The 24,681-nt window shown below is 65.5% G+C and carries 20 protein-coding genes; 6 read left to right on the forward strand and 14 right to left on the reverse strand.

Annotated features, from left to right (window positions below):
• Positions 1-29: 29 nt before the first annotated feature.
• From fabD to AC56LV_RS08770, 5 genes are all read right to left on the reverse strand, one after another.
• Positions 30-965 carry an ACP S-malonyltransferase gene (gene fabD, locus AC56LV_RS08750; protein WP_499556979.1) on the reverse strand — a complete coding sequence of 312 codons (936 nt, stop codon included), beginning with the start codon at positions 963-965 and terminating at the stop codon, positions 30-32.
• A 67-nt stretch (positions 966-1,032) separates the two neighbouring features.
• The gene (locus AC56LV_RS08755; protein WP_499556980.1) at positions 1,033-2,019 is read right to left on the reverse strand and encodes a beta-ketoacyl-ACP synthase III; all 987 of its coding nucleotides are present in this window, start codon (positions 2,017-2,019) and stop codon (positions 1,033-1,035) included.
• A gap of 19 nt (positions 2,020-2,038) precedes the next feature.
• The gene (gene plsX, locus AC56LV_RS08760) at positions 2,039-3,109 is read right to left on the reverse strand and encodes a phosphate acyltransferase PlsX (RefSeq protein WP_332530891.1); all 1,071 of its coding nucleotides are present in this window, start codon (positions 3,107-3,109) and stop codon (positions 2,039-2,041) included.
• 212 nt (positions 3,110-3,321) lie between these two features.
• Entirely contained in the window at positions 3,322-3,504 is a 183-nt protein-coding gene (rpmF, locus tag AC56LV_RS08765; protein WP_028104096.1) for a 50S ribosomal protein L32, read from the reverse strand.
• Between the two features lie 251 nt (positions 3,505-3,755).
• On the reverse strand, positions 3,756-4,253 hold the full coding sequence (locus tag AC56LV_RS08770) for a YceD family protein (RefSeq protein WP_499556981.1): 498 nt from the start codon (positions 4,251-4,253) through the stop codon (positions 3,756-3,758).
• A 96-nt stretch (positions 4,254-4,349) separates the two neighbouring features.
• Here AC56LV_RS08770 and AC56LV_RS08775 point away from each other — a divergent pair, with 96 nt between their 5' ends.
• Both AC56LV_RS08775 and AC56LV_RS08780 read left to right on the forward strand, forming a co-directional pair.
• Positions 4,350-4,964: a Maf-like protein gene (locus AC56LV_RS08775; protein WP_499556982.1), complete on the forward strand. Its 615-nt coding sequence runs from the start codon at positions 4,350-4,352 to the stop codon at positions 4,962-4,964.
• Positions 4,965-4,984: 20 nt separating this feature from the next.
• Complete coding sequence (locus AC56LV_RS08780) at positions 4,985-5,734, forward strand: SAM-dependent methyltransferase (protein WP_499556983.1); 750 nt, start codon at positions 4,985-4,987, stop codon at positions 5,732-5,734.
• Positions 5,735-5,748: 14 nt separating this feature from the next.
• Here AC56LV_RS08780 and AC56LV_RS08785 read toward each other — a convergent pair whose 3' ends face one another.
• From AC56LV_RS08785 to AC56LV_RS08825, 9 genes are all read right to left on the reverse strand, one after another.
• A complete protein-coding gene (locus tag AC56LV_RS08785; protein WP_499556984.1) occupies positions 5,749-7,017 on the reverse strand; it encodes an EAL and HDOD domain-containing protein in 1,269 nt (422 codons plus the stop codon).
• A gap of 125 nt (positions 7,018-7,142) precedes the next feature.
• Positions 7,143-8,429: a 23S rRNA (adenine(2030)-N(6))-methyltransferase RlmJ gene (locus AC56LV_RS08790; RefSeq protein ID WP_499556985.1), complete on the reverse strand. Its 1,287-nt coding sequence runs from the start codon at positions 8,427-8,429 to the stop codon at positions 7,143-7,145.
• Between the two features lie 166 nt (positions 8,430-8,595).
• On the reverse strand, positions 8,596-9,894 hold the full coding sequence (aceA, locus tag AC56LV_RS08795; RefSeq protein WP_499556986.1) for an isocitrate lyase: 1,299 nt from the start codon (positions 9,892-9,894) through the stop codon (positions 8,596-8,598).
• A gap of 499 nt (positions 9,895-10,393) precedes the next feature.
• Positions 10,394-13,003, reverse strand: coding sequence for an ATP-dependent chaperone ClpB (gene clpB, locus AC56LV_RS08800; protein WP_499556987.1), 2,610 nt, complete (start codon positions 13,001-13,003; stop codon positions 10,394-10,396).
• A gap of 113 nt (positions 13,004-13,116) precedes the next feature.
• Entirely contained in the window at positions 13,117-13,542 is a 426-nt protein-coding gene (yiaA, locus tag AC56LV_RS08805; RefSeq protein WP_499556988.1) for an inner membrane protein YiaA, read from the reverse strand.
• A gap of 96 nt (positions 13,543-13,638) precedes the next feature.
• Positions 13,639-14,025: a fluoride efflux transporter CrcB gene (gene crcB / locus AC56LV_RS08810; protein WP_499556989.1), complete on the reverse strand. Its 387-nt coding sequence runs from the start codon at positions 14,023-14,025 to the stop codon at positions 13,639-13,641.
• Positions 14,010-14,468, reverse strand: a complete 459-nt coding sequence (moaE, locus tag AC56LV_RS08815) for a molybdopterin synthase catalytic subunit MoaE (RefSeq protein WP_183558183.1) — start codon at positions 14,466-14,468, stop codon at positions 14,010-14,012. The genes crcB and moaE overlap by 16 nt, the downstream gene beginning before the upstream one ends.
• Positions 14,465-17,179: a DUF349 domain-containing protein gene (locus AC56LV_RS08820; RefSeq protein ID WP_499556990.1), complete on the reverse strand. Its 2,715-nt coding sequence runs from the start codon at positions 17,177-17,179 to the stop codon at positions 14,465-14,467. The genes moaE and AC56LV_RS08820 overlap by 4 nt, the downstream gene beginning before the upstream one ends.
• 77 nt (positions 17,180-17,256) lie before the next feature.
• Positions 17,257-17,841: a hypothetical protein gene (locus AC56LV_RS08825; protein ID WP_499556991.1), complete on the reverse strand. Its 585-nt coding sequence runs from the start codon at positions 17,839-17,841 to the stop codon at positions 17,257-17,259.
• A gap of 313 nt (positions 17,842-18,154) precedes the next feature.
• Between AC56LV_RS08825 and AC56LV_RS08830 the strand changes: the two genes are divergently transcribed.
• The 4 genes from AC56LV_RS08830 (at position 18,155) to AC56LV_RS08845 (ending at position 24,619) form a co-directional block, all read left to right on the forward strand.
• Positions 18,155-19,426 (forward strand): exonuclease SbcCD subunit D C-terminal domain-containing protein, encoded by a 1,272-nt coding sequence (locus AC56LV_RS08830; protein ID WP_499556992.1) that lies wholly within the window; start codon positions 18,155-18,157, stop codon positions 19,424-19,426.
• Positions 19,423-23,172, forward strand: a complete 3,750-nt coding sequence (locus AC56LV_RS08835; protein WP_499556993.1) for an AAA family ATPase — start codon at positions 19,423-19,425, stop codon at positions 23,170-23,172. Before AC56LV_RS08830 ends, AC56LV_RS08835 begins: the two co-directional genes overlap by 4 nt.
• Positions 23,173-23,241: 69 nt before the next feature.
• Complete coding sequence (locus AC56LV_RS08840) at positions 23,242-23,451, forward strand: hypothetical protein (RefSeq protein ID WP_183558170.1); 210 nt, start codon at positions 23,242-23,244, stop codon at positions 23,449-23,451.
• 25 nt (positions 23,452-23,476) lie between these two features.
• Positions 23,477-24,619: a methyltransferase gene (locus tag AC56LV_RS08845; RefSeq protein WP_499556994.1), complete on the forward strand. Its 1,143-nt coding sequence runs from the start codon at positions 23,477-23,479 to the stop codon at positions 24,617-24,619.
• Positions 24,620-24,681: the final 62 nt, after the last annotated feature.

Raw genomic sequence — 24,681 nt, forward strand, 5'->3', positions numbered from 1 at the left:
TTGTTGGGGTTGTTGGTGCTGCGCCAGCGTTACGCGTTGAACATGGCCAGCACGCGCTCGAGCGCGGCCTGGTCGACCAGCGCGTCGCCGACCAGCGCCGGATCGATGCGCTTGGCCATGCCCACGAGCGTCTTGCTCGGTGCGCACTCGATGACCTGCGTGACGCCGTCCTGCGCCATCTTCTGCATCGTCTCGACCCAGCGCACCGGACCGGCGGCCTGACGCACCAGCGCATCCTTGATCTGTTCCGGATCATTCAACACGACGACATCGACGTTGTTGATGACGGGGATTTGCGGTACGGCAAAGGTCAGCGTGCGCATGTACTCGCGCAGCCGATCCGATGCGGGTTTCAGCAGCGACGAGTGGAACGGCGCCGAGACCGACAGCTTCATGGCGCGCTTGGCGCCCTTCGCCTTGGCGATCTCGCAGGCGCGCTCGACCGCCGCCGTGTGGCCGGCGATCACGATCTGGGTCGGTTCATTGAAATTGACCGCTTCCACGATCTCGCCCTGTGCGGCTTCGGCACAGACTGCGCGCACGTCGTCGGCCTGCAAGCCGAGAATGACGGCCATGCCGCCCTGCCCGACCGGCACCGCGTCCTGCATCGACTGCGCGCGAAAGCGCACCAGCGGCACGGCGTCGGCAAACGGGATCACGCCGGCGGCGACCAGCGCCGAGTATTCGCCCAGGCTGTGGCCGGCGACAACGGACGGCGCCGGGCCGCCAGCCGCGATCCAGGCGCGGTACACGGCCACGGCGGCGGTCAGCATGACTGGCTGGGTGTTGGTGGTGAGATCGAGGTCTTCTTTCGGGCCGTCGGCGATCAGGCGCTGCAGATCGAAGCCGAGGGCGTCGGAGGCTTCTTGCACGGTACGGTCGACAACCGGGTTGCCGGCGAAACCGTTCAGCATGCCCACTGCCTGGGCGCCTTGTCCGGTAAACAGGAATGCGAAGTTGCTCATCGTGATGTATCCGTAGTAATTGGTTCTTGGGAGTGCCGCCGGTGAGTGCGACGCAGCGTGCGACTCGTTACATGCGCGCCAGCACGGCGCCCCAGGTAAAGCCACCGCCCACGCCTTCCATCAGCACGTTCTGGCCCGGCTTGATGCGGCCATCGCGCACCGCCTGGTCGAGCGCCAGCGGAATCGAGGCGGCCGAGGTATTGCCGTGCTCATTGACGGTGACAACCATTTTTTCCAGCGGCAGGCCGAGCTTCCTGGCAGTGCCGTTCATGATGCGGATATTGGCCTGGTGCGGCACCAGCCAGTCGATCTGGTCCGGTGTGACGCCGGCCGTATCGAGCACTTCGTGCGCGACTTTTTCGAGCACCGACACGGCCAGCTTGAACACGGCCGGGCCGTCCATGTGCAGGAAACCGCTGCCGGCAACGGCGCCGCCCGCCAGGTTGCCCGGGATCGACAGGATGTCGGCGTGGCTGCCGTCGGCGTGCAGTTTGGTGGCCAGGATGCCCGGCTCATTCGACACTTCCAGCAGCACGGCGCCGGCGCCATCGCCGAACAGCACGCAGGTGCCACGGTCATTGAAGTCGACGATGCGCGAGAAAATCTCGGAACCGATCACGAGCACGCGCTTGTGGTTGCCGGCGCGGATGAACGCGTCGGCTGTCGATAGCGCGTAGACGAAGCCGCTGCAGACCGCCTGCACGTCGAAGGCGGCGCTGCCACCCGCCATCCCCAGCTTTTGCTGGACGATGCAGGCCGTGCTCGGGAAACTGCCGTGGAAATCGGGGGTGGAACTGGCGACGATGACGAGGTCGATGTCGCCCGCCTCGCGGCCGGCCATCTCGAGCGCCCGGCGCGCGGCGTGCACGGCCAGGTCGGATGAGAGCTCATCGGCGGCGGCGAAGTGGCGCGCCTCGATGCCGCTGCGGGTAACAATCCATTCGTGCGACGTTTCGACACCTTGCGCAGCCAGCCGCGTGGCCAGCGCTTCATTGGTGACTCGGTTGGCCGGCAGGTAGCTGCCGGTGCCGGTGATTTTGCTGTACAGGGTCATTGCTTCACCATCCGCTCGGTTATTGCGCCTGGCGCTCGATCGTGGACACGGGCTCGAGCACCGGCATGGGCGCTTCGGCAGCGCCCGTTGAATTCGGCATCAGCTCGGTAATTAGTGCCGACAACTGTTCTTGCACATTATTGTGCGCGGCCTCATAGGCACGCTTGATCGCCCATTCGAACGAATAGGCGTTGGCGCCGCCGTGGCTCTTGAACACCAGGCCCTTCAGGCCCAGCAGACCGGCGCCATTGTAGCGCTCGGGATTGAGTTTCTTCATGGCCTTGCGTGCGAACACGGCGCCGACCATCGACATGATGTCGGACTTGAAGGTCGATTTCATGAAGCGCGACAGGCCTTCGATCGCCTTGAGCATCACGTTGCCGACGAAACCGTCGCAGACGACGACGTCGACGGTGCCCTTGAAGATGTCATTGCCTTCGACATTGCCGTAGAAATTGAGCTTGCCGCGGGCAGCATCGTCGCGCAGCAGCACGCCGGTGGCCTTGACCACCTCATTGCCCTTGATGTCTTCGGTGCCGACATTGAGCAGGCCAATGGTCGGGCGGGGAATGCCTTCGATCGCCGAGCACAGCACCGAGCCCATGATGGCGAACTGGTGCAGGTGATGCGGTTCGCAATCGACGTTCGCGCCCAGATCCAGGATATAGGTCGGGCCGTTCTTCTGGTTCGGCATGATCGAGCAGATCGCCGGACGATCGACGCCGGGCATCGTCTTGAGCACGTAGCGCGAGACGGCCATCAGGGCGCCGGTGTTGCCGGCCGAGACGCAGGCATTGGCGCTGCCGTCTTTCACCAGCTCGATCGCCACACGCATCGACGAATCCTTCTTGCGGCGCAGGGCCACCTCGATCGGATCGTCCATTGCGACAACTTCGGTCGCGTTCTTGATCGTGAGACGCGGCAATTTGTCGCCGTGGTGTTTCTTGAGTTCTGCGCGCAGCACCTCTTCGACACCCACGAGCACGAGCTCGGCGTCATCCTGCTTCTTGAGGAACGAGATTGCTGCCGGAATGGTTACTGACGGGCCGTGATCGCCACCCATGCAGTCAATGGAAATTTTTATGGTCATGTATTGGGAATGCCGCGGCTCACACAGGACTGGCGGCCAGATGGGATCGATTCGTCGCCAGGAGGCGCACAGGATCCGCGCTGCTCAACATGACGGGGCGAAACACATGCCCGCAATGCCAACAATGCCTGAGCAGATGCCAAAGAAAAAGCGGCGCCACGCAGATAACATACGTTGCGCCGCTTTCATGGTTCTAAAAGCCAGGACGTCGATTACTCGTCGTTTTTGGTCTTCAGAACTTTGCGACCACGGTAGAAACCGTTAGGGCTGATGTGGTGACGCAGGTGCGTTTCGCCGGTGGTTGGCTCGACTGCCAGGTTTGGTGCAACCAGGAAGTCGTGCGAACGGTGCATACCGCGCTTCGATGGGGATTTTTTATTCTGCTGAACAGCCATGATAACTCCTAATACTAAGTTCTAAAATTTTAACACATTCGACGTGCAACGATTTGCGCATCGAGTATCCCAGCAGCAATCTTCAAGGATGACCCCCGGGATTGCCGACACGTTTCCGTCTACTTCTACTACCAATGCCATACTCGAGCGCTGCACGCGTCTGACACATTCTTTGCAAATTTTGGGCGACATTCTTTCTACGCTGCCGCCACCGTACTGCGAAACCGATCCTGCTCTTTGTTGGTACTACATCATTCTGTCTTGAGATTCTTGAGGCCGGCAAATGGCGACGGCTTCTCGTTCTTCAGGCTGTCCAGCAGCTTGGTTTCTGGGCAGACATCGTGCTTTGGCGACTGCGGCAATGCCAGCAGGGCTTCGTCTTCGAGCAACTGGCGAATATCGCAGGTGCGGCTGCCCACGATCACATCGATGCTGTCGTCGTCGAGAACGATTTCGATGGCATCGGCTTCTTCGTCATCCTTGCCCAGCACCAGCATGGTCGACGAATCGATGTCGTAATCCATGGGTTGCAGGCAACGCTGGCATTCCAGCTTCACGTGACCGGCGACCGCGAGGGTCAGCGACGGATAACCGTGACGGGTTTGACCACCTTGCATCGTCCAGCGAATGTCGCCGCCTTTTTCGGAACTCTCTGCGGCCAGCCGGGTCATTTCGACCAGGGGCGTGCTGCCTTCACGAAAACCATCGCTCTTGCAAAACTCGAAGGCATCAATGATGAAAGCGCTCATTTAGAAAGTCGTCCCGGAAAACCTGCGATAATAGCAGGCTTTTCACCGCAGCGCCATGAAACTGTGGCTTCGCTGCCGATTTATCCCGAGGGCCGCATGATAACAAGCTCTACCCCGCCCCGCCTGATCCTCGCCTCGAGCTCGGCGTACCGGCACGAATTACTGGGCCGGCTCGGCCTGCCATTCGAGGCCATCGCGCCCGGTCTCGATGAAACCCCGCTACCTGGTGAAACGCCGCCGGCAACCGCGCTGCGCCTGGCGCGCGCCAAGGCCGAGGCCGTGGCACGCCTGCATCCGGGCGCGCTCGTGATCGGCTCCGACCAGGTCGCCACGCTCGACGATCTGCAAATCGGCAAGCCGGGTGACCATGCACGCGCGCTGGCGCAACTGCAATTGATGCGGGGCCGTGAAGTCGTGTTCCATACGGCCTTGTGCCTGTGGGACGGGCGCGCTGCCAACCCCGCCGCCGCCGCCCAGGTCGACAATGTGCAGGTCCGCGTGCGCTTTCGCGACCTGCCAGATGCCGAACTCGACGCCTACCTGCGCATCGAACAGCCATACGACTGCGCTGGCAGCGCCAAGAACGAAGGCCTGGGCATCGCCCTGATCGACCACATTCACTCGCTTGATCCGACCGCCCTCACCGGCTTGCCGCTCATCGCCCTGACCGGCATGCTGCGGCGCGCCGGTGTGCGCTTCTTCGGCACCTGACCACTTACCTGAAACGACCCATGCCCGGCACCCTGTACCTGATTCCCAATACCCTCGGCCCACTCGACGCCGCCCCCGGCTGCCTGAACGGCCTGCTGCCGACACAAGTGCAGGCGCTGACCAGCTCGCTCGATTATTTTGTGGCCGAAAACGCCAAAACGGCGCGCGCGTTCCTGAAACTGATCGCGATCGACCATCCACTGGCCAAGCCGCTGCAGGAAATCGAGATCGCCGAACTGAACGTGAACACGCCGGCCGCGGCGCTGACGCAATTGCTGGCGCCACTCCTGGCAGGGCGCGATGCAGGTTTGGTGTCGGAAGCCGGCGTACCGGCCGTGGCCGACCCGGGCGCCGACCTCGTGCGCCTGGCGCATCAGCACGGGATTGCCGTGCGGCCGCTGGTCGGCCCGTCGTCGCTGCTGCTGGCCGTCATGGCCAGCGGCCTGAACGGCCAGAGCTTCGCCTTCAATGGCTACCTGCCCACCGATTCGGCACTGCGCACGAAACGCATCCGCGAGCTGGAAACGCGTTCACGCGGCGAGCGCCAGACGCAGCTGTTCATCGAAACGCCGTATCGCAATGGCGCGATGCTCGAGGCGCTGGTGGCGGGTTGCCAGCCGGGTACGCTGGTGTGCGTGGCCACCGACCTGTCGTTGCCGAGCGAGTCAGTGCGCACGATGACGGCGGCAAAGTGGAAGGCAGCACTGGGGGCGGACAAGGGGCCGGACTTCAACAAGAAGCCGACCGTGTTCCTGCTGCTGGGTCAGTAAAGGATTGGCCGGACTCAGCGGACGTCGTGGGTCAGCTCGCGGACCCAGTCGAACGCTGCCAGTTCGATCTCGCGCACCTCGGGCACCGTCAGCCCGATCTTCTTGAGTTCGGCATTGAGCTTGCGGCCGCCGACGGCCGTTTCGAGCAGCTCGGCGATGCGCAGCATCGTGCCGAAGTCGCCATCGCGGTCGATCAGCGCGTCGCGTACGTCATGCGCGACCTCGACGTGAACGAGGATGTCGGCCATGCGCACCGAGAACAGCGCTTCGGCCAGCGACATGATGCCGACCGTGAACGCGCGGTCGGCGCTGGCCGTATCGCCGGGGCGCACGCGCAGCGTCATCAGTTCGAGCAGCTTGCCGCGCGTGGTGGCCAGTTGCAGCAACGGCGAATCAAGCGAAACCTGCGCGCCTGCCGCCGTGTACAGCAGGATCTGCAGCCAGCGGCCCAGCTGGCGCCGGCCCAGCACCGCCAGCGCCTGTGACAGCGATTCGATGCGCGGACCCGGCACCGCGCGGCTGTTGACCAGGCGCAGCAGGTTCAGGCTGACCAGCGCGTCGCGCTTGACGGCCGTCTCGATGGTCTGGTTGTCGGCGTTGGAATTGACCAGCTCGAGCAAGCGCAGCAGCACGACTTCGGTCGGGGCGATCTTGCGGCCGCTGAGGATCACGGGCCGCGCAAAGTAATAACCCTGGAAGTATTCGAAACCGAGTTCCATGCACAGCTTGAACTCTTCGATCGTCTCGACTTTTTCAGCCAGCAGGCGCTTGCCGGTCTTTTTCAGCGACGCGACCAGATCGCCCAGCGCATCCGGGGCCACGCCCTTGATATCGACCTTGATGATGTCGATCAGCGAGATCAGCTGATCGAGTTCGGGCGAATGCTCGATGACGTCGTCAACGGCGAACTTGAAGCCGAGGTTTTTCAGTTCGTCCACCCGCGCCAGCAACTCGGGCGTGGGTTTGACGGTTTCCAGGATTTCGAGAATGACTTTATGCGGCTGCAGGAAGCGCACGAAGTCGCTCATCAGGACGACAGCGTCGACATTGACGAAGGCGAGCTGATCGCCCACCACCTGCTCCATGCCAAGCTGGGACGCATGCGAAATGACGGCCGCCGTCGCGGCGGCGCCGTCGGTCAGCTTGGCGTCTTCGTCCTCGCCGGCAGCACGAAACAGCAGCTCGAACGCCAGCAATTGCTGGTCGCGCCCGAGAATGGGTTGCCGTGCGAGGAAAAAATCGTCAGACGGCACCAAGACCGCTGCCGTTGCATCAGCATGCATTGAAATATTACTCCTGGAAACTGTCGCGGCGGATCGCGGCGCGCTGGCAGCACGCGCCCGCGTGCCACCTGCACCGACTATACTACAAAAACATCAATCTTAGCATTTCGACATCAAATCGAATGCTAGCTGCGACCGCCACCCTGGCGGGTGCGGCCGGTGCGCGGTGCACCCGGCGTCGCCGGGCGATCGCCACCGGTGCGGGGTGCACGCGGCGCGGCAGGATCCGACGCCGCGCGCGATGGGGCGCCCGGTGCACGAGGCGCGCGCGGTGCGGCACTCTTCGGCGCACTCGAGCGCGGTGGCGCGCCCGGTCGGCCAGCATCCTGCGTCGGACGGCCCGTGCCCGTGCGCGTTGGCTTGACCGGCGCTGTTGGCTCGTCGCCTTCGCGCGGCATCACCTGGCCCGGCAGGCGCAGACTGCCCTTGCCCGACAGCGGGCTGGCGCGGCGCGCATTGCCGATCGGCTGGCGCGGCATGCCGGCGGCGCCGTCGGTACGGCTGGCGCTGCGGCCGAGGGCCGTGCCCGTGACCTGGGTGCCCTTTTCGATCGTGAAGCGTGCGCCCGCGTCCTTGCCCAGCACGCGCACCAGATACGGCAGCACTTCGCGCAGGATCGGCTCGAGCGTGTACGGCGGGTTCAGGATGAACATGCCGGAGCTGTGCAGGCCCGTGCCGTCCGGGGTCGGGGTCTGGATCGTCAGCGTGACGTTCAGCCATTCCTTGGCCGGCACGCGCTTCAGGCGGTCGGCAAACTGGCGCGATTCCATGCGCTGGAGTACCGGATACCAGACCGCGTAAATGCCGCTCGGGAAGCGCAGCAGCGCGTCGTCGAGCGCTTCTTTCACACGCTTGTAGTCATCCTTGACTTCGTATGGCGGGTCGATCAGCACCAGCGCGCGGCGCGACGGTGGCGGCAGCAGGGCCTTCATGCTGTCGAAGCCGTCGCCCCGGTCGATCATCACGCGGCGACCGCGCGAGCGCTCGCCCTGCTCGGCCTTGTGGGCGTCGAGCTTGCGGAAGTTATCGGCCAGGATCTTGCAATCGGCCGGGTGCAGCTCGAACAGGCGCAGGCGATCCTGCTCACGCGCCATCTGCTCGGCAACATACGGCGAACCCGGGTAGTAGCGCATCTTGCCGCTCGGGTTCATGCCCTTGATCAGGTCGAGGTATTCCTTCAGGGGCGCCGGGACGTCGGTGAGCGCCCACAGCGGGCCGATGCCAGTATCGAATTCGGCGGTCTTGGTCGACTGGAAACTGTCGAGTGCGTACACGCCGGCGCCCGAGTGGGTATCGATATAGGTGTAGGCCGCATCCTTCTGGTTCATGTACTGGTGCAGTTGCACCTGGATGAAGTGCTTGAGGACATCGGCGTGATTACCCGCGTGGAAGGCGTGGCGGTAGCTCAACATAAGCTGGAATTCCTAAAAGTGACGTTGCCGCGCGAAACTGGCGGCGATATTAGGCGCCATTATCCACTACAACCGGGCCCGGCTGGGAATCGGTGCGATCTGCGGTCGACATAAAAAAAGCCGCAACCCTTGTGAGGTTGCGGCCAGCGCGCCATCAGTGTGCTAGTCAGGCGACTTTCTTTTCTTCAAAGAACTGTTCGTCCTCGGTCGAGCCGTGCAGCGCCGTGGTCGAGCTCTGGCCCTGCTGGATGGCCTGGGTCACGGCGTCGAAGTAGCCGGTGCCGACTTCGCGCTGGTGCTTGACGGCGGTGAACCCTTTTTCGGCGGCGGCGAACTCGGCCTCTTGCAGCTCGACGAAGGCCGACATGCCGGTGCGTGCATAGCCGTGGGCCAGATTGAACATGCCGTAATTGAGCGAGTGAAAGCCGGCCAGCGTGATGAACTGGAACTTGTAACCCATCGCGCCCAGCTCGCGCTGGAATTTGGCGATGGTCGCGTCGTCCAGATTCTTTTTCCAGTTGAACGACGGCGAGCAGTTATAGGCCAGCATCTTGCCTGGAAACTTGGCGTGGATCGCATCAGCAAAACGGCGCGCGAATTCGAGGTCGGGCTTGCCGGTTTCGCACCAGACCAGGTCGGCGAACGGCGCATAGGCCAGGCCGCGCGAAATCGCTTGCTCGACGCCCGGCTGGACGCGGAAGAAACCCTCGACCGTGCGCTCGCCGGTGCAGAACTCCCTGTCATTGGCGTCGACGTCGGACGTGAGCAGGTCGGCCGCTTCGGCGTCGGTGCGGGCGATGACGAGCGTCGTGGTGCCCATCACGTCGGCTGCCAGGCGGGCGGCGTTGAGCTTCTCGATGGCTTCGCGGGTCGGCACCAGCACCTTACCGCCCATGTGGCCACACTTCTTGACCGAGGCCAGTTGATCCTCGAAGTGCACGCCCGATGCGCCGGCTTCGATCATCGACTTCATCAGTTCATAGGCATTGAGCACGCCGCCGAAACCGGCTTCGGCATCGGCCACGATCGGTGCGAAGTAATCGATGTCGTCCTTGCCTTCCGACCACTGGATCTGGTCGGCGCGCTGGAACGTGTTGTTGATGCGGCGCACGACCAGCGGCACCGAGTTGGCCGGATACAGCGACTGGTCCGGATACATTTCGCCAGCGGCGTTGGCGTCGCCTGCCACTTGCCAGCCCGACAGGTAGATCGCTTTCAGGCCGGCCTTGACCTGCTGCATGGCCTGGTTACCGGTCAGCGCGCCCAGGGCGTTCACATACGGCTCATCATTGACCAGGTTCCACAGCTTCTCGGCGCCGCGCTTGGCCAGCGTGTGCTCGATGCGCACCGAGCCACGCAGACGCACGACGTCAGCGGCGGTGTAATTGCGCACGACGCCTTTCCAGCGTGGATTGGTGTCCCAGTCTTGCTGGAGTTCGGCGATTTGCTGTTCACGGGTAGTCATGGTGTGTTCTCCTGAAGGGTAGTAAGACGTTTGATCAAGCATGCGAATCCGTTGAGACAATCATAAAGCCGTTTGTGCGCGGCACCATCAGTCTTCTATAAGACATACGACTAAAATAATTACTAATAATATCAATGGCTTGTATTGCTCATATCATGATCCGGAATGAAATTTCTTACGATGGTAAGAAAAGCGTCCGTTGTCATGCTGCGCATTTCGCATTGCACGACGATCATTTCGCATCCTGAAATATGGCGCCTTATTTCCCATCAAGAAACGACCACGGACCCGGCAATGCTCCTGGCGCGAATTGGCCACAGGTAGGGTGTGCGGGTTTCCCGCGCACGCGTTCAACTTGCCTTCGCATACCACGGAGCGAGATTGAATTGAACGCGTGGACGGCAAAGCCAGCTCGGCGCCCCCGCCCACCCTACCTCCCGTCAAGAAACGACAAAGGGCGCGGCAATTGCCGCGCCCTTTTCATTGCCACCGAACCGGCTTACTTCGCCAGTTCGACCGTCTGCTCTCCGAAGGTCAGCTCGCCACCCCGCACCCGCACGGGAATCACGTCCTTCGGTCCGAAGCGGCCCGACAGGATCGCTTTCGACAGCGGATTTTCGATCTGCTGCTGGATCGCCCGCTTGAGCGGCCTTGCGCCGTACACCGGGTCGTAGCCTGCTTCGGCGATCTTCTGCAGCGCCTCTTCGTCGATGTCGAGCGTCATGTCCATCTTGGCCAGGCGCGCTTCCAGAATCTGCAGCTGGATGCGGGCAATCGCGCCAATGTTCTTCTCATCGAGTGCATGGAACACGACGATCTCGTCGATACGGTTGATGAACTCGGGACGGAAGTGCCCGCGTACCTCGGCCATCACCGCCATCTTCACGACGGCCGGCTCATCGCTCTCCATCGTCTGGATCCGGTGCGAACCGAGGTTCGACGTCATCACGATCACCGTGTTCTTGAAGTCGACCGTGCGGCCCTGACCATCGGTCATGCGGCCATCGTCCAGCACCTGCAGCAACACATTGAACACGTCCGGGTGCGCCTTTTCGATCTCGTCGAGCAGGATCACGCTGTACGGTTTGCGCCGCACGGCTTCGGTCAGGTAACCGCCCTCTTCATAGCCAACATACCCCGGCGGCGCGCCGATCAGGCGGGCCACCGAATGCTTCTCCATGAATTCGCTCATGTCGATGCGGATCATCGCGTCCTGCGTATCGAACAGGAAGCCGGCCAGCGCCTTGCACAGCTCGGTTTTACCGACACCGGTCGGGCCCAGGAACATGAACGAACCATATGGGCGATCCGGGTCGGACAGGCCGGCGCGCGAACGGCGGATCGCGTCCGACACCGCTTCGATGGCTTCGTCCTGGCCCACGACCCGCTTGTGCAGCTCGTCCTCAATGTGCAGCAGCTTGTCACGCTCGCCCTGCAGCATGCGCGTGACGGGGATGCCGGTCGCGCGCGAGACCACTTCGGCGATTTCCTCGGCGCCAACCTGCGTGCGCAGAAGCTTGGGCTTCTGGCCGTCGAGTTCGGCGCGAGCGGTGCTCGCTTCGGCGTCGCGCAGCTGCGCTTCGAGTTCCGGCAGGCGGCCATACTGCAGCTCGGAGGCCTGCTGCCAGTTGCTCTGGCGGCGCGCTTCTTCCATCTGGTAGCGGATGCGCTCGATCTCTTCCTTGATGTGCGTGGTGCCCTGCACCGCGGCCTTCTCGGCCTTCAGGATTTCTTCGAAGTCGTTGTACTCGCGCTCAAGGCGCACGATTTCCTCGCCCAGCAGCTCGAGGCGGCGCTGCGACGCTTCATCGGTCTCGCGGCGCACGGCTTCGCGCTCGATCTTCAGCTGGATCATGCGCCGCTCAAGGCGGTCCATGACTTCGGGCTTGGAATCGATCTCGATCTTGATCTTGGCCGCCGCTTCGTCGATCAGGTCGATGGCCTTGTCGGGCAGGAAGCGGTCGGTGATGTAGCGGTGCGACAGCTCGGCCGCCGCGATGATCGCCGCGTCGGTGATGTCGACCTGGTGGTGCAGCTCGTATTTCTCCTGCAGCCCGCGCAGGATGGCGATCGTCGCCTCGACACTCGGCTCGTCAACGATGATCTTCTGGAAGCGGCGCTCGAGCGCAGCATCCTTTTCGACATACTTGCGGTATTCGTCGAGCGTGGTCGCGCCGACGCAGTGCAGCTCACCGCGCGCCAGCGCCGGCTTGAGCATATTGCCGGCGTCCATCGCGCCTTCGGCCTTGCCGGCGCCCACCATCGTGTGCAGCTCGTCGATGAAGACGATCGTCTGGCCTTCGTCCTGCGCCAGCTCTTTCAGCACGCTTTTCAGGCGCTCTTCAAATTCGCCGCGGAACTTCGCGCCGGCCAGGAGCGAGGCCATGTCGAGCGACAGCACGCGCTTGCCCTTGAGCGAATCGGGCACTTCGCCATTGACGATGCGCTGCGCCAGGCCTTCGACGATGGCCGTCTTGCCCACACCCGGCTCACCGATCAGGACCGGATTGTTCTTGCTGCGACGCTGCAGCACCTGGATCGCGCGGCGGATTTCATCGTCGCGGCCGATCACCGGATCGAGCTTGCCGGCGCGGGCGCGCTCGGTCAGGTCGAGCGTGTATTTCTTGAGCGATTCGCGCTGCCCTTCGGCTTCGGGCGAATTGACGCTTTCGCCACCGCGCACGGCCTGGATCGCCGCCTCGAGCGACTTCTTCGCCAGGCCGTTTTCACGGGCCAGGCGGCCGGCGTCGGACTTGTCTTCCAGCAGCGCCAGCAGGATCATCTCGGACGAGACGAAACCGTCGCCGCGCTTTTGCGCTTCACGGTCCGCCAGGTTCAACAGGCCCATCAGGTCGCGCCCGACCTGGACGTTGCCGCCGGTACCGGTGACCTTTGGCTGGCGCTCGAGCGAGGCCTTCAGCGCATTGGACAGCGCGCCGACGTTCACGCCGGCACGCTGCAGCAGCGAACGCGCACTGCCGTCGTCCTGGTTCAACAGCGCCACCAGCAGGTGGACCGTTTCAATGTATTGGTTGTCGTTGCCGACCGCCAGGCTCTGGGCATCTGCCAGCGCTTCCTGGAGCTTGGTCGTCAATTTATCTTGTCGCATGGTGTGACTCCTGAGTTTGTTCTTGGTTGCGATACAAGATTGGGATGACGGGATGCTTTTCAAGCGCGGCATCATGCCGCGCGTAAGAAAAACCCCTACAAAGCGGGAGGCACTTAACTGTCGGACAACCTGGACTCGGGCGCTGTCCCGGCGGCCTGCAGATCGCGTACGTTCTTTTGCACGGCAACCACGGCAAACAATGACAGCGCAAACGACATCGCATAAAAGCCTTTTTCGCTCAGCGCCAGCGTCGCGTTGACGAGGCCAATGCCCAGCAGCCCGATCGATGCCATCAGCGAGAACCAGCACAGCGACGCGTACAGGCCCGTGACCGGCAAGCCTTCTGCACGATCACGCACTGTTTTTTGCAGAGAAATCGCGGCGAACAGGCCGTACAGCAGCAGCACGAGGTAGTAACCTTTTTCATTGAGCTGCATCTGGGCGTTCCAGAGGCCAATGAGATAGGCCGCCATGCCGATGATGAGTGCGCCCCAGGAGGCGCCGACGAAGGCCGCGGTCGGCCGGTAGTTGGTATTCATGATCGAGCTCCTGTGTAATTACTCGACGGGAACTCTAGCATGCTTCAAACGGGCCACATATGCGTTGTCAGGGAAAACCTCCCTGCGCTGCCGACTTTACCCGCGCAGGGTGCGCAGCACGGCAAAACCGGCCATGCAGCACAGCAGCGCGCCGATCAGGTGCAACGCCGTATGCGCCAGCGCCCAGCCGATCTCGCCGCGCTGCAGCAGCGTCATCGATTCGCCACTAAAACTGGAGAAGGTCGTCAAGCCACCGAGGAAGCCGGTAATGATGAACAGGCGCCAGTGCGGCGCCAGCCCGGGCTGATCGGCAAAGAACGCGAGCGCGCAGCCGATCAGAAAGCCGCCGACCAGATTGGCCGCGAGCGTGCCGACCTGGACAAAGCCGTGCAGGCTGCCCAGCCACAGACCCAGGCCCCAGCGCAGCCAGGCGCCAATGGCGGCGCCGAGCCCGACCGCGAGAAAATTCAGCGGGCTTGCCACCGCGCCCGCGCTGTATCGTCCGTGACGCGCGCATCGACCCAGCGCGCGCCGTCCGGCGTGTCTTCCTTCTTCCAGAACGGCGCTTCCGTCTTCAGGTAATCCATGATGAATTCGCAGGCCGCGAACGCATCGCCCCGGTGCGCGGCGGTCACCGCCACGAGCACGATCTGATCGAGCGGCAGCAACGGCCCCACGCGGTGGATGACCAGCGTGGCAAACAACGGCCAGCGCGCGGCGGCCTGGGCGGCGATGTCGTCGAGCGCTTTCTCGGTCATGCCGGGATAGTGTTCGAGCTCCATCGCCGCGACCTGCGCGCCGTCATTCAGGTCGCGCACGGTGCCGACGAACGCCACGACGGCGCCGACCCGGGCGTCGCCCTCGCGCAGGCGCGCGACCTCGAGGCCGAGGTCGAAGTCGCCAGTTTGCACACGGACATTATTCATGACGCCTCCTTCGGCTGGCGCAGCATCAGGCACTCGATACGCGTTTCGGTGCGCACGTCGGCCAGGGCCGGCAGGGCCAGCAGCGCGCGCAGCTCGGCCGTATTGCCGCCCGGCTTCTGGCCGGACTTGAGGGAGCTTTGCAGCACCTCGACCTGCAGGCGCAAGCGGTCGCGGGCGAATTCAACGCCGCTGTCGATGCCGGCGGCAATCTCCAGACGAAGCAGGTCGTTCAACAGGCGCGGCCGGTTTTCCTGGAGCTGGCGCGCATACGCGGCGCGATCGCCTTCGAGCGCAGCCAGCGCCGCGTCGAAGCGCTTCTGCAGGATCGGCTCGTAACCACCGTCTACCGGGGCCAGTGCCGCCCAGCGGGCACGCCAGCCGTCTCCTTGCGTGTGGGTGCCGGCATTGCTGTCCGGATCGGCGATTGCTGTTTCGAGCGCCTGGATCAGGCGCAGCTTGTCGCGCACGACGCCGGCCAGGACCGTGTCGGCGGCGCGGCGTACCTGCGCCACCTGGGCCTGCACCTGGGCCACGGCAGCCTGGTAACGCCCCTCGATGCGCGCCTCGTGGGCACGCGGCACCGGGCCGATCGCCTGCCATTCGGCGGCCGCTTCGCGCAGCATCCTGGCGACGTTTGACGGCGTCGCATCACCTGCGGCTGCTTCGAGGCGGGCGCACAGCGCTTCTTTGGCCGCTTCGTGGGTGCGGCGTTCGCTGTCAGCCGCGTGCGCATGCTCCTTGCGGGCCGCAAACAACGCGTCGCAGGCAGCGCGGAAACGCTGCCACAGCGCCTGCTCGGCCTTGCGTTCGAGCGGCAGCGCGCGCGCATGTTCTTGCCAGCGGCTTTGCAATTCGCGCAGCATGTCGACGGCGTGCCGTTCGTTCGGGTCGAGCTTGTGGACTTCTTCGATCAGTTGTTCGCGCACGGCGACTTCGACCTTGCGCTGGTTTTCCAGCGGACGCTGCAGCGTCGTCAGTGCCTCGGAGAACAAGCCGTCGAGACGTTTCTTTTCCTTGCGGTCGACCGCGCCCAGATGGCTCCAGGCCGTACGCAGGCGCTGCACGGTAGCCGACACATGCTTCCAGTCGGCGTTGTCCTGCTGCAGGTTGGCGATCTCGGCCTGGGCTTCGTCGACCAGCGCCTGGCCGCGCGCGGCATTCGCGTGGCGCTCGTCGGCCAGCTGGCGGAAATGCGCGGCGGCCGGTGCGTAGGCAGCGCTGCAGGCGGCGTCGAAGCGCTCCCACAGGCTGCGCGGCGCCGGGCCGGACAAGGTGTCGAGCGCCTTCCAGCGCTCGCGCATGCTGCCGACCTTCTTGGCCAGCTCGCCCATCGCCAGGTTCTGCGTGGCCAGCGTCTCGACTGTCTTGATCAATTCTTCGCGCGACACGTTGCCGCCCCAGCGCGCCCAGTCCGACAAGCGTTTCAGGTCAGCGCGCAGATGGGTCAGGTGCTCGAGCTGGGCGCCCGTCAGGCGCACGCCCTTGTCCTTGGCGTCCTTCAGTGACTTGTCGATCTCGGCAGCGGTACCGAGCGAGCCCTGCTGCAGGGCAGCTTCGAGCGCGTCCATCTGGTCGAGGAAGGCCTGGTCGGCGCCCTTGTCCCTGGCAGGCGCGCTGCCGCTGTCGGCTGGCGCTCCTGCTTGCGCTGCAGCCGGGGCTGCTTTCGGCTTGCGAACCGCTTGCGGAAACGACGCGAGCAAGGCGTCGAAGCGCGCTTGCAGCGCTTCAGCATTGGTGTTGGCAGGGATGGCCGGCAGGCGCTGCCATTCGCGGCGCAGGACATCCGGCGTCAATTCTTCTTGTGGTTGCGCCGTCCATGCGGCCAGGGCCGCTTCACGGGCGGCCAAGGCCGCCGCATCCTTCTCGGCGGTGGCCAGGCTGGCCGTCAGGCGTGCCAGTTCATTGCTCACCTCGCCAACCAGCGCGCGCGGCAGCGATGGGTGGCCAGGATCGGCCAGTGCCGCTGCTTGTTCCTGCTGCAGGCGGGCCAGCGTCTCGCCGAACGCGGTGGCGTCGAGCCCCTGCCCGTCGAGCTGGCGCAGCGCCGTCAGGCGATCGATCATGGCGCGCTGCAACTGCACTTGCGCTTCGAGACGGGCGCCAAGCTGGGCGCGCACGGCCTCGAAGTCGGCAGCGAGCTCTGGCGCGCGGATGACCGACCATTTGCGGTCGAGTTCGCCAACGTGGTTAGGCGTCAGCAATACGTCACCCAGCATGGCGCGCGCCTGCGCCAGGGTGTCTTCACCACGGCGCAGTTCAGCTTCATGGTGGCGGATCGCGTCGAGCCGGCCATGCACGAGCTTGGCAACGCGGCGATCGACATTGCGCATTGCGCCGTACACGCGCTCGAGGTGCTCGCGGCCATGGAGCAGCTCGGCGGCGGCCAGGCGCAATTCGGAAAACGGGGATTGCAGGATGAACTCGGCAGCGGCAGCTTCGTCGCTGCCAAGCGTCTTGAGCTGCACAGCCTGGCGCTCGCGGGCGCTGGCCACGGCGGCGCGCGCCTCGGCAGCCTGCGCTGCGGCCTGGTTTGCCGCCTGCTCTGCAGCAGCGGCCGCTGCGGCCTTGGCCTTGTTATTGGCTTTGCTACCGGTCTTGCTACCGACGGACTGGGCAGCGCCCGATTTCGCCGGGGCCGGCTTGGCGGCGCCCTGTTGCTCGCCGGACGCGGCCGGCTTGCTGCCCTGCCGCTTGAAGAGAAAATCGAACATAGGAAATTCGCACCGCTAAAACTGCCATCATAGCAAAGAACATGGCGTCAACCGGCGCGCACGCCCTGCTGCAGCAGCTAATTCACGATGGGCACGCCGGGTGGCAAGGCGGGTGATTTCCTGGTTGAAACTTCTAACGGAAGCCTGGCACGCACGATGCCGCGCCCCGCGTCACGGTGTTCGTTCTGCACCGTGTCGTGGGCCAGCATCTGGTTGGCGATCGTGAACCAGTGGTCGCCGGGAATGAGTGTGCGCGCCAGCGGCAGCAACTCGCGCTCTTCGCGTTCGAGGCGCTCGAGCAGCAATTCGCAGCAGGCTTCCAGCGCCGCCAGGCAGCCGGGATCGCCTTCGGCAGCGGCGGCCTGGGCCGCCATGCGCGCGGCGTGCGCGCGCCGGCTCAGCGCATCGAGTTCGGCCAGCAGCGCGCCGGCATCGGCCCCACGCCGGCGCAGCGCCGGCAGCACGAACTTGTCGAGCTTGCGCCACTGGCACGCGTCGCTGACCTGGCGCAGCGCGTCACATGCCGCTTGATACTGGTGCGCCGCTGGCGGCTCGCCCCACCAGGCGGCGGGCCGCCAGCGGTCGAGCAGCGCTTGCAGGTCGACGCGCGCCCGGGCCTGTTCGATGGATAGCGCCACCAGCGTGTAGGTGGAAGTGAGCATGATGTCTCCTCTCAATGCGCCGCCAGCGCGCATGGCGAGGCCATGCCGGATTGGCTGGGGATGCGGGTATCGGGGTAGCCGGCGATGGATTTTGTAGTAGTAGCCGGCGACAAGAACTAGCTAGTGTAGAGACACGGTCCTGGCCAGGTTTGATGTTCGTCAAATGCGATTTGACAACAAGAGCGGGGTCACGCACGACGAATTTCCCCACACAACATGCTTGCGAGATGGTATTGCACGGCGCGCCACGACGGGTCGCCCGCTGCGTTATAGTAGGCCCCGATTTCGGCTTTCTCAACGGTAGAACTCCCCCATGCGACTGCTGCACACCTCTGACTGGCATCTTGGCCAGACCCTGCACAATTTCGACCGGATCCACGAACACGGGCGCTTCCTCGACTGGCTGGTCGGGACGCTGGACCAAGAGCGCATCGATGTGCTGCTGATCGCGGGCGATATTTTCGATAACGCCAATCCGTCGTCGGCCGCCCACCGCCAGCTGTACCGCTTCCTGCAGCAGGCCCGCAGCCGCGTACCCCATCTGCAGGTAGTGGTCATCGCGGGCAACCACGATTCTGCCGGCCGGCTGGAAGCACCCACGCCGCTGCTGGAGGCCTATGGCACGATTGTCGTGGGCAACGTACTGCGCAGCAGCGATGGCGAAGTCGACCTCGACCGGCTGCTGGTGCCGCTGCATGACCGCGACGGCAAGGTGGCCGCGTGGTGCCTGGCCGTGCCGTTCCTGCGCCCCGGCGACGTGCCGCGCCTGCGCGCTGCGGCGGGCGATGCAGCCAGCGATGCACCAGGCCTCGATCCTTATCTGCAGGGCACGACCCTTCTGTACCGCCAGGCGTATGCGCTGGCGCGTGCACGCGCCACGGACGGCCAGGCCATCATCGCCATGGGCCACTGCCATATGGTTGACGGCCAGGCGTCGCTCGACTCCGAACGCCGTATCGTCATCGGCGGCACCGAAGCGCTGCCCAGCAGCATGTTCGATCCCGGCATCGCCTACGCAGCGCTGGGCCACCTGCACCTGGCCCAGAAGGTCGGCGGGCGCGAAAACGTGCGCTACAGCGGCAGTCCGCTGCCGCTGTCGTTTTCCGAAGTCAATTACCAGCACCAGGTGCTGCGAATCGACCTGGAAGGGGATCGTGCCGTGGACATCACGCCGCTGTTCGTGCCCCGCGCGGTGGCCTTGCTGCGGGTGCCGGCCAAACCCGCGCCGCTGGATGAGGCGCTGGCGGCGCTCGAGGCACTTGAACTCGATCCCGACCTGCCGCAGCATGCCTGGCCTTTTCTCGAAGTCAGGGTGCTGCTCGACGGGCCGGAACCCGGCCTGCGCGCGCGCATCGAGGCGGTACTGGCCGGCAAGCCCGTGCGCCTGGCCAAGATCGAACCGACGCGCAAGCACGTGGCAGTCGACGATACGGGACTCGCGCTGAGCCTGGATCAATTGGCGCAGTTGCAGCCGGACGATGTGTTCCGGCGCCTGTGGCTGCAGAAATACGGCGCCGAAGCGCCGCCTGAGCAGATCGCGTCGTTTGCCGAGCTGTTCCACGTGGTGGAAGGTGAGCCGCGATGAAGATCCTGCGTATCAGCGGCAAAAACCTCGCTTCGCTGGCGGGCGAGTTCGCCATCGATTTTGAATCGGAACCACTCGCGTCCGCCGGCCTGTTTGCCATCAGCGGCCCGACCGGCGCCGGCAAGAGCACCCTGCTCGACGCGCTGTGCCTGGCGCTGTACGGCGACACGCCGCGCCTGCTGAAGCGTTCGAGCACGCGCCTGCCCGATGTGGGCGAAGAAACGGTGACCGCGCAAGATGCCCGCACGCTGCTGCGCCGGGGCGCCGCCGAAGGCTGGGCCGAGGTCGACTTTGTGGGAAGCGACGATCGCCGCTACCGCGCCCGCTGGGCCGTGCGGCGCTCGCGCAACAAGCCGAACGGCGCGTTGCAACCGGTCAAGATTTCGCTGAACCGGTTGCCCGAGCTGATCCCCGTGGGCGGCACCAACACGGAAGCCGCAGCAGAGATCATGCAACGCATCGGCCTGTCGTTCGAACAGTTTACGCGCGCCGTGCTGCTGGCCCAGAACGAATTCTCGGCGTTCCTCAAAACCGACGAAAACGAGCGCGGCGAACTGCTCGAAACGCTCACCGGCACGACGATCTACAGCGACATTTCGCGCCGGGCGTTCGAGCGCTACAAGGCCGAACAGGTCCGCACGCAAGTCCTGCAATCCAAACTGGCCAATGCTGCCCCGCTGTCGCCGGAAGACCGCGCGCTGCTGGAGAGCGAGCGCGCCAGCGCCGACCTGGCCCGGCAAGCGCTGGACGATCGCCACGCCCTCCTCGAAGGGCAACTGCGCTGGCACCAGGAACTGGACAAGCTCACGCGCGGCGAAGCGCAGGCCGAGCAGGTACTGGCGGCGGCCAATGCGCAGCGCGTGGATGCCGGCGAGCGGCGCCAGCGCCTGGCCACGCTCGACGCGGTGCAGGCGGCGCGCCCCCTGAGCCTGGAGGTGCAGCGCCTCGAAGCCGAGCGCCGGCAAGCCCATTCGGCCATCGAGACGACGCAGGCCCAGCTGGCGGCCGCACTTGAGGTGCGGCGCACCAGTGTGGCCGAGACCGATGCGGCCACGGCGCAACTGGACGCCGCTGAAGCGGCACTGCGCGCGGCAGCGCCGCAACTCGATGACGCGAAGGCCCTCGATGCTGCGCTGGCGACACTGGCGCCGAACCACGTACAGGCGCAATCCGCACTCGACGCCGCGCGCACGCAGGCGCGCCAGGCGCGCGAGCAGCACCAGGCCAAATCGACTGCACTGGCAGGCGCGCAGCAAGCCCGCGATAACGCTGCCGCTTGGCTGGCGGCCCAGTCGCGCCTGGACGCGGTGGCAGGCGCCTGGGGCCAATGGGAACGCCTGCTGCGCCAGGGCGAAGACACGCTTGCCACGCTCGCCGCCAACCAGGCGGCGGCAGAGACAATCCAGGCCCAGGCACTGGGCGCGGCCGAGCGCGAAGCGCAAGCCACGAGCGCGCTGGTGGCCAGTACTGCACGCCTCGACGCACTGGAGACGACGCGCCGCGCCGCGATGGCGGCGCTGGCCAGCTTGGATGCCGAGGCCATCGGCGCCGAGCGCCAGGGTCTCGATGTTCGCCGCGAACGCCTGATGCAGGCCGAGCGCAGCTGGACCGACCTGGCGGCCGCGCACGCCACGCTGGCCGGCCTCGCGCGCGACGTCGATCGCGTGGAGACGGCGCGCTCAAACGCCGAACGGGGGCTGGCCGAGGCACGCGCTGGCGCGCCAGCGCTGGAAGCGGCCATGACACAGGCCGAGCGCTCGCTGGCGGCAGCGGAACTCGCATGCGCGGCGGATGTCGAACAGTTGCGTGCGAACCTGGAGGACGACGCACCCTGCCCCGTCTGCGGGGCGCACGAGCACCCGTATGCCCATCAGGCTGCGCCGTTGAAAAACATGCTCGCCAGCCTGCGCGCTGAAGTGGACGGCTGCCGCCTGCGCGTGCGCGAGAACAGCGCGCTGCAGGCGCAGCATGCGGCGGCAGCGGGCGCGGCGCACGAGCGGCTGGCGGCGCTGGCGCACGACCGCCTCACGCTGGGCGAGCGTGTCGCCAGTCTCGAACAGGCCTGGCACGCCGACCCGCTGGCGGCGGTTGCGCCACCGGCCGACGAACGCGCCGACTGGTTCGTCGCCCAGCGTAGCGCGCTGCGCGACGCGGTCGACGCGTTGGCCCGGCAAGAGCAACAGTGGCGCGCCGCTGCCGCCGCCCGCGACGCGGCCCAGCACGAGGTCGACGCCGCCCAGTCCGACCTGGCCCGCCTGCGCTCGGCAGCAGAAGCCGGGCGCGAGGCCGCAGCCGGGTTGCAAGCCGCGCTCAAGACGCACATGCTGCGCCACGAAGCAGCAAGCGCGCAACTGGATGCGCTGCTGGCCGAACTCGATGGCCCGCTGGCCGATGCGCATGGCGGTGGCTGGCAAGCGGCATGGCGGCGCGATCCCGCCACCTGGCGCGCGGCGCGTGCACAGGAGGCCGCCGCGTGGCGTGAGCACACTGACGCGCTGGCCCGCGCCACCGCCACGATCGCCACACTGGACGTGGAAACGACGGCGCTGGCCACACGCATCGCCGAGATCGATGTAGCCAGCGCGCGCAGTGCGCTCGACTTCGAGCGCATCGACGCCGAGCTCACACAGAAACGCACGGCGCGCGCCGCGCTGTGGGCAGGCCGCCCGGCACGCGACGTCGAGCGCGAACTGAACGCCGCCGTCACCAGCGCGCGTGAACTACTCGCAGCGCGCCAGCTGGTGGCGCAGCACGCGGCACAGGGCGAAACGACGGCGCGCACCACACTGGCGGGCCTCGTCGAGCGCGTGGCGCAACTCGACAGCGCCGGCGCGGCGGCGGCCACCGCCCTGGCCGACTGGCTGGAGGACTACCGCAAGGATCCCGACGGCGTGGACGATATCGCCAATCTGGATGCGCTGGCCCGCCTGCTGCAAGTGGGCGCCGCCTGGCTGGCGCAGGAACGCACGGCCCTGAACGCCATTGACACCGAGGTGGGTCAGGCCACAGCAATCCTGAGCGAGCGACGCGCCCAGCGTCTGGCGCACCTGGCCTCGGCCCCGCCCGACGGCCAGCCGGTCGAAGCCGTCACGGCGGCGTTCGATGCGATCCAGGCCGAGCGCCATGCGGCGATCGAAGCGTCGACCTCGGCGCGCCTGCGCGTCATGCAGGACGACGAGCGGCGCGTGGCCGCGGCATCGAGCCTGCGCGAGATCGAGCAGCAGCAGATGCAAGAGCAGCGCTGGGGCAAGCTGTCGGAGCTGATCGGCTCGAGCGACGGGAAAAAATTCCGCAATTACGCGCAGCAGTTCACGCTCGACGTGCTGCTTGGCTATGCCAATGCGCACCTGGCGCAGCTGGCCAAACGCTATCGCCTCGAGCGCGTTAGTTACGCGGGCATGCCGTCGCTGGCGCTGATGGTGCGCGACCAGGACATGGGCGGCGAGGTGCGCTCGGTCAATTCGCTGTCGGGCGGCGAATCGTTCCTGGTGTCGCTGGCGCTGGCGCTGGGCCTGGCCTCGCTGTCATCGAACCGGGTGCGGGTCGAATCACTCTTCATCGACGAAGGCTTCGGCAGCCTCGACAGCGAAACGCTGGGCGTGGCGATGGACGCCCTGGACGCGCTGCAATCGCTGGGCCGCAAGGTGGGCGTCATTTCGCACGTGCAGGGGATGACCGAGCGCATCGCAACCAAGGTGCTGGTGCGCCCGGCAGGTGGCGGCAGCAGCGCCGTGGTGGTCGAATGAGTGCGAGTCAACCAGCAGACTTGGGCGGTGTAAAATGCCGCCCTCCTTTCCTTTACCTGCTCCGTGATCATGAAACCAGCCCGTACCCTGACGTTCAAGTGCGCAAAATGCACCAAACCAGTCACCGTCTACCTGCAAAAAGTCTCCGCCTGCTCGCACATCCAGCCTTACCAGGGCATCTGCGGCTGCGGTGAAGTCAAGCGCCACGCCACCGGCAATGCCGACGCCGTGGCGTCCTATCTGGCGTCGAGCGACGGCAACTGGAACCACCATCATTAATATCACCAATAAGATGGATCAAGCGATGGCACGCATCGAATGGGTCGAGGACGGCGTCGAACGCTCGGCCGTCTGGCGCTCGGAGAGCGGCTGGCCCGCACCAAAAAAAGTGGTGCTGGCCGACGACACGCTGAGCGCCGACGCCGCCTACCGGCTCGCGCTGGACGGCACGGCGCTACTGTGGCGCGGCGACTTCCAGAACGCCCGCCAGCTGGTGCAGGCGCTGGCGCGCCGGATCGACCACAAGGGCGAGCGCCCACGCCGCGCCAAGGCCGGCAAGGCCGTGCCCACACCCCTCGAAGCGTTCCACCGCCATCGTCTCTCCCAGTTGCAGCGTGCCCGCACGCTGGCGATGCTGGTGCTGCCATTTGAGGCCGATCACAGCACCCCCCTGCGCCGCGCACCCGATGCGCAGCAGGCCTGCCTTGAAGCGTATGGCCCGGTCGACGCGCCGTATGTCGCCTCGCTGCGCGAGCTGCTGGGCGTGATCGGCGCCCATGAGTGGCGCAGCAAGGGCGTCATGATTCCGGCGCTGAACGACCGCATCCATCCGTGGTACGGCGTGTTCTCGCCCGTGCGCGGCGAATACGTCGAGCTGGTCGCGCAGGCGCCGCTGCCTGCCGGTGCACAGCGCGCATTCGACATCGGCGCCGGCACCGGCGTGCTGTCGGCTGTGCTGGCCCGGCGGGGCCTAGCGGTGCTTGCCACCGAAGTCGATCCGCGGGCGCTGGGCTGCGCGCGCGAAAACATCGAGCGCCTGGGCCTGGCGGCGCAGGTCGAGATCGCGCAGACCGACCTGTTCCCGGAAGGCCGCGCGCCGCTGGTGGTCTGCAATCCACCATGGCTCCCGGGCAAGCCGAGTTCGGCGATCGAATACGCGATCTACGATCCGGACAGCCGCATGCTGCGCGCGTTCCTCGCGGGCCTCGGTGCGCATCTTGAGGCCGGTGGCGAAGGCTGGCTGATCATGTCGAACTTCGCCGAGCACCTGGGCCTGCGCAGCCGTGATCAGTTGCTTGGATGGATTGCGGCGGGCGGCCTGGAAGTGATCGAGCGCCACGACACGCGGCCCGTGCACCCGCGCGCGACCGATACCGACGATCCGCTGCACGCGGCGCGCTCGCAGGAAGTCACGTCGCTGTGGCGCCTGCGCAGCAGCGCCATTTGAGGGATTTACCCCCTCTGCACGTCGCGCATTGCATATTGCTGCGCAGCGCGCTATAATTGCGC

The sequence above is a fragment of the Telluria sp. RB2R28 genome, from assembly GCF_059685835.1.

Excerpts from the sequence above, each read along its gene's own strand:
- fabD (WP_499556979.1), bottom strand. The coding sequence starts at position 965 with ATGAGCAACTTCGCATTCCTGTTTACCGGACAAGGCGCCCAGGCAGTG.
- AC56LV_RS08755 (WP_499556980.1), bottom strand. The coding sequence starts at position 2,019 with ATGACCCTGTACAGCAAAATCACCGGCACCGGCAGCTACCTGCCGGCC.
- plsX (WP_332530891.1), bottom strand. The coding sequence starts at position 3,109 with ATGACCATAAAAATTTCCATTGACTGCATGGGTGGCGATCACGGCCCG.
- rpmF (WP_028104096.1), bottom strand. The coding sequence starts at position 3,504 with ATGGCTGTTCAGCAGAATAAAAAATCCCCATCGAAGCGCGGTATGCAC.
- AC56LV_RS08770 (WP_499556981.1), bottom strand. The coding sequence starts at position 4,253 with ATGAGCGCTTTCATCATTGATGCCTTCGAGTTTTGCAAGAGCGATGGT.
- AC56LV_RS08775 (WP_499556982.1), top strand. The coding sequence starts at position 4,350 with ATGATAACAAGCTCTACCCCGCCCCGCCTGATCCTCGCCTCGAGCTCG.
- AC56LV_RS08780 (WP_499556983.1), top strand. The coding sequence starts at position 4,985 with ATGCCCGGCACCCTGTACCTGATTCCCAATACCCTCGGCCCACTCGAC.
- AC56LV_RS08785 (WP_499556984.1), bottom strand. The coding sequence starts at position 7,017 with ATGCATGCTGATGCAACGGCAGCGGTCTTGGTGCCGTCTGACGATTTT.
- AC56LV_RS08790 (WP_499556985.1), bottom strand. The coding sequence starts at position 8,429 with ATGTTGAGCTACCGCCACGCCTTCCACGCGGGTAATCACGCCGATGTC.
- aceA (WP_499556986.1), bottom strand. The coding sequence starts at position 9,894 with ATGACTACCCGTGAACAGCAAATCGCCGAACTCCAGCAAGACTGGGAC.
- clpB (WP_499556987.1), bottom strand. The coding sequence starts at position 13,003 with ATGCGACAAGATAAATTGACGACCAAGCTCCAGGAAGCGCTGGCAGAT.
- yiaA (WP_499556988.1), bottom strand. The coding sequence starts at position 13,542 with ATGAATACCAACTACCGGCCGACCGCGGCCTTCGTCGGCGCCTCCTGG.
- moaE (WP_183558183.1), bottom strand. The coding sequence starts at position 14,468 with ATGAATAATGTCCGTGTGCAAACTGGCGACTTCGACCTCGGCCTCGAG.
- AC56LV_RS08820 (WP_499556990.1), bottom strand. The coding sequence starts at position 17,179 with ATGTTCGATTTTCTCTTCAAGCGGCAGGGCAGCAAGCCGGCCGCGTCC.
- AC56LV_RS08825 (WP_499556991.1), bottom strand. The coding sequence starts at position 17,841 with ATGCTCACTTCCACCTACACGCTGGTGGCGCTATCCATCGAACAGGCC.
- AC56LV_RS08830 (WP_499556992.1), top strand. The coding sequence starts at position 18,155 with ATGCGACTGCTGCACACCTCTGACTGGCATCTTGGCCAGACCCTGCAC.
- AC56LV_RS08835 (WP_499556993.1), top strand. The coding sequence starts at position 19,423 with ATGAAGATCCTGCGTATCAGCGGCAAAAACCTCGCTTCGCTGGCGGGC.
- AC56LV_RS08840 (WP_183558170.1), top strand. The coding sequence starts at position 23,242 with ATGAAACCAGCCCGTACCCTGACGTTCAAGTGCGCAAAATGCACCAAA.
- AC56LV_RS08845 (WP_499556994.1), top strand. The coding sequence starts at position 23,477 with ATGGCACGCATCGAATGGGTCGAGGACGGCGTCGAACGCTCGGCCGTC.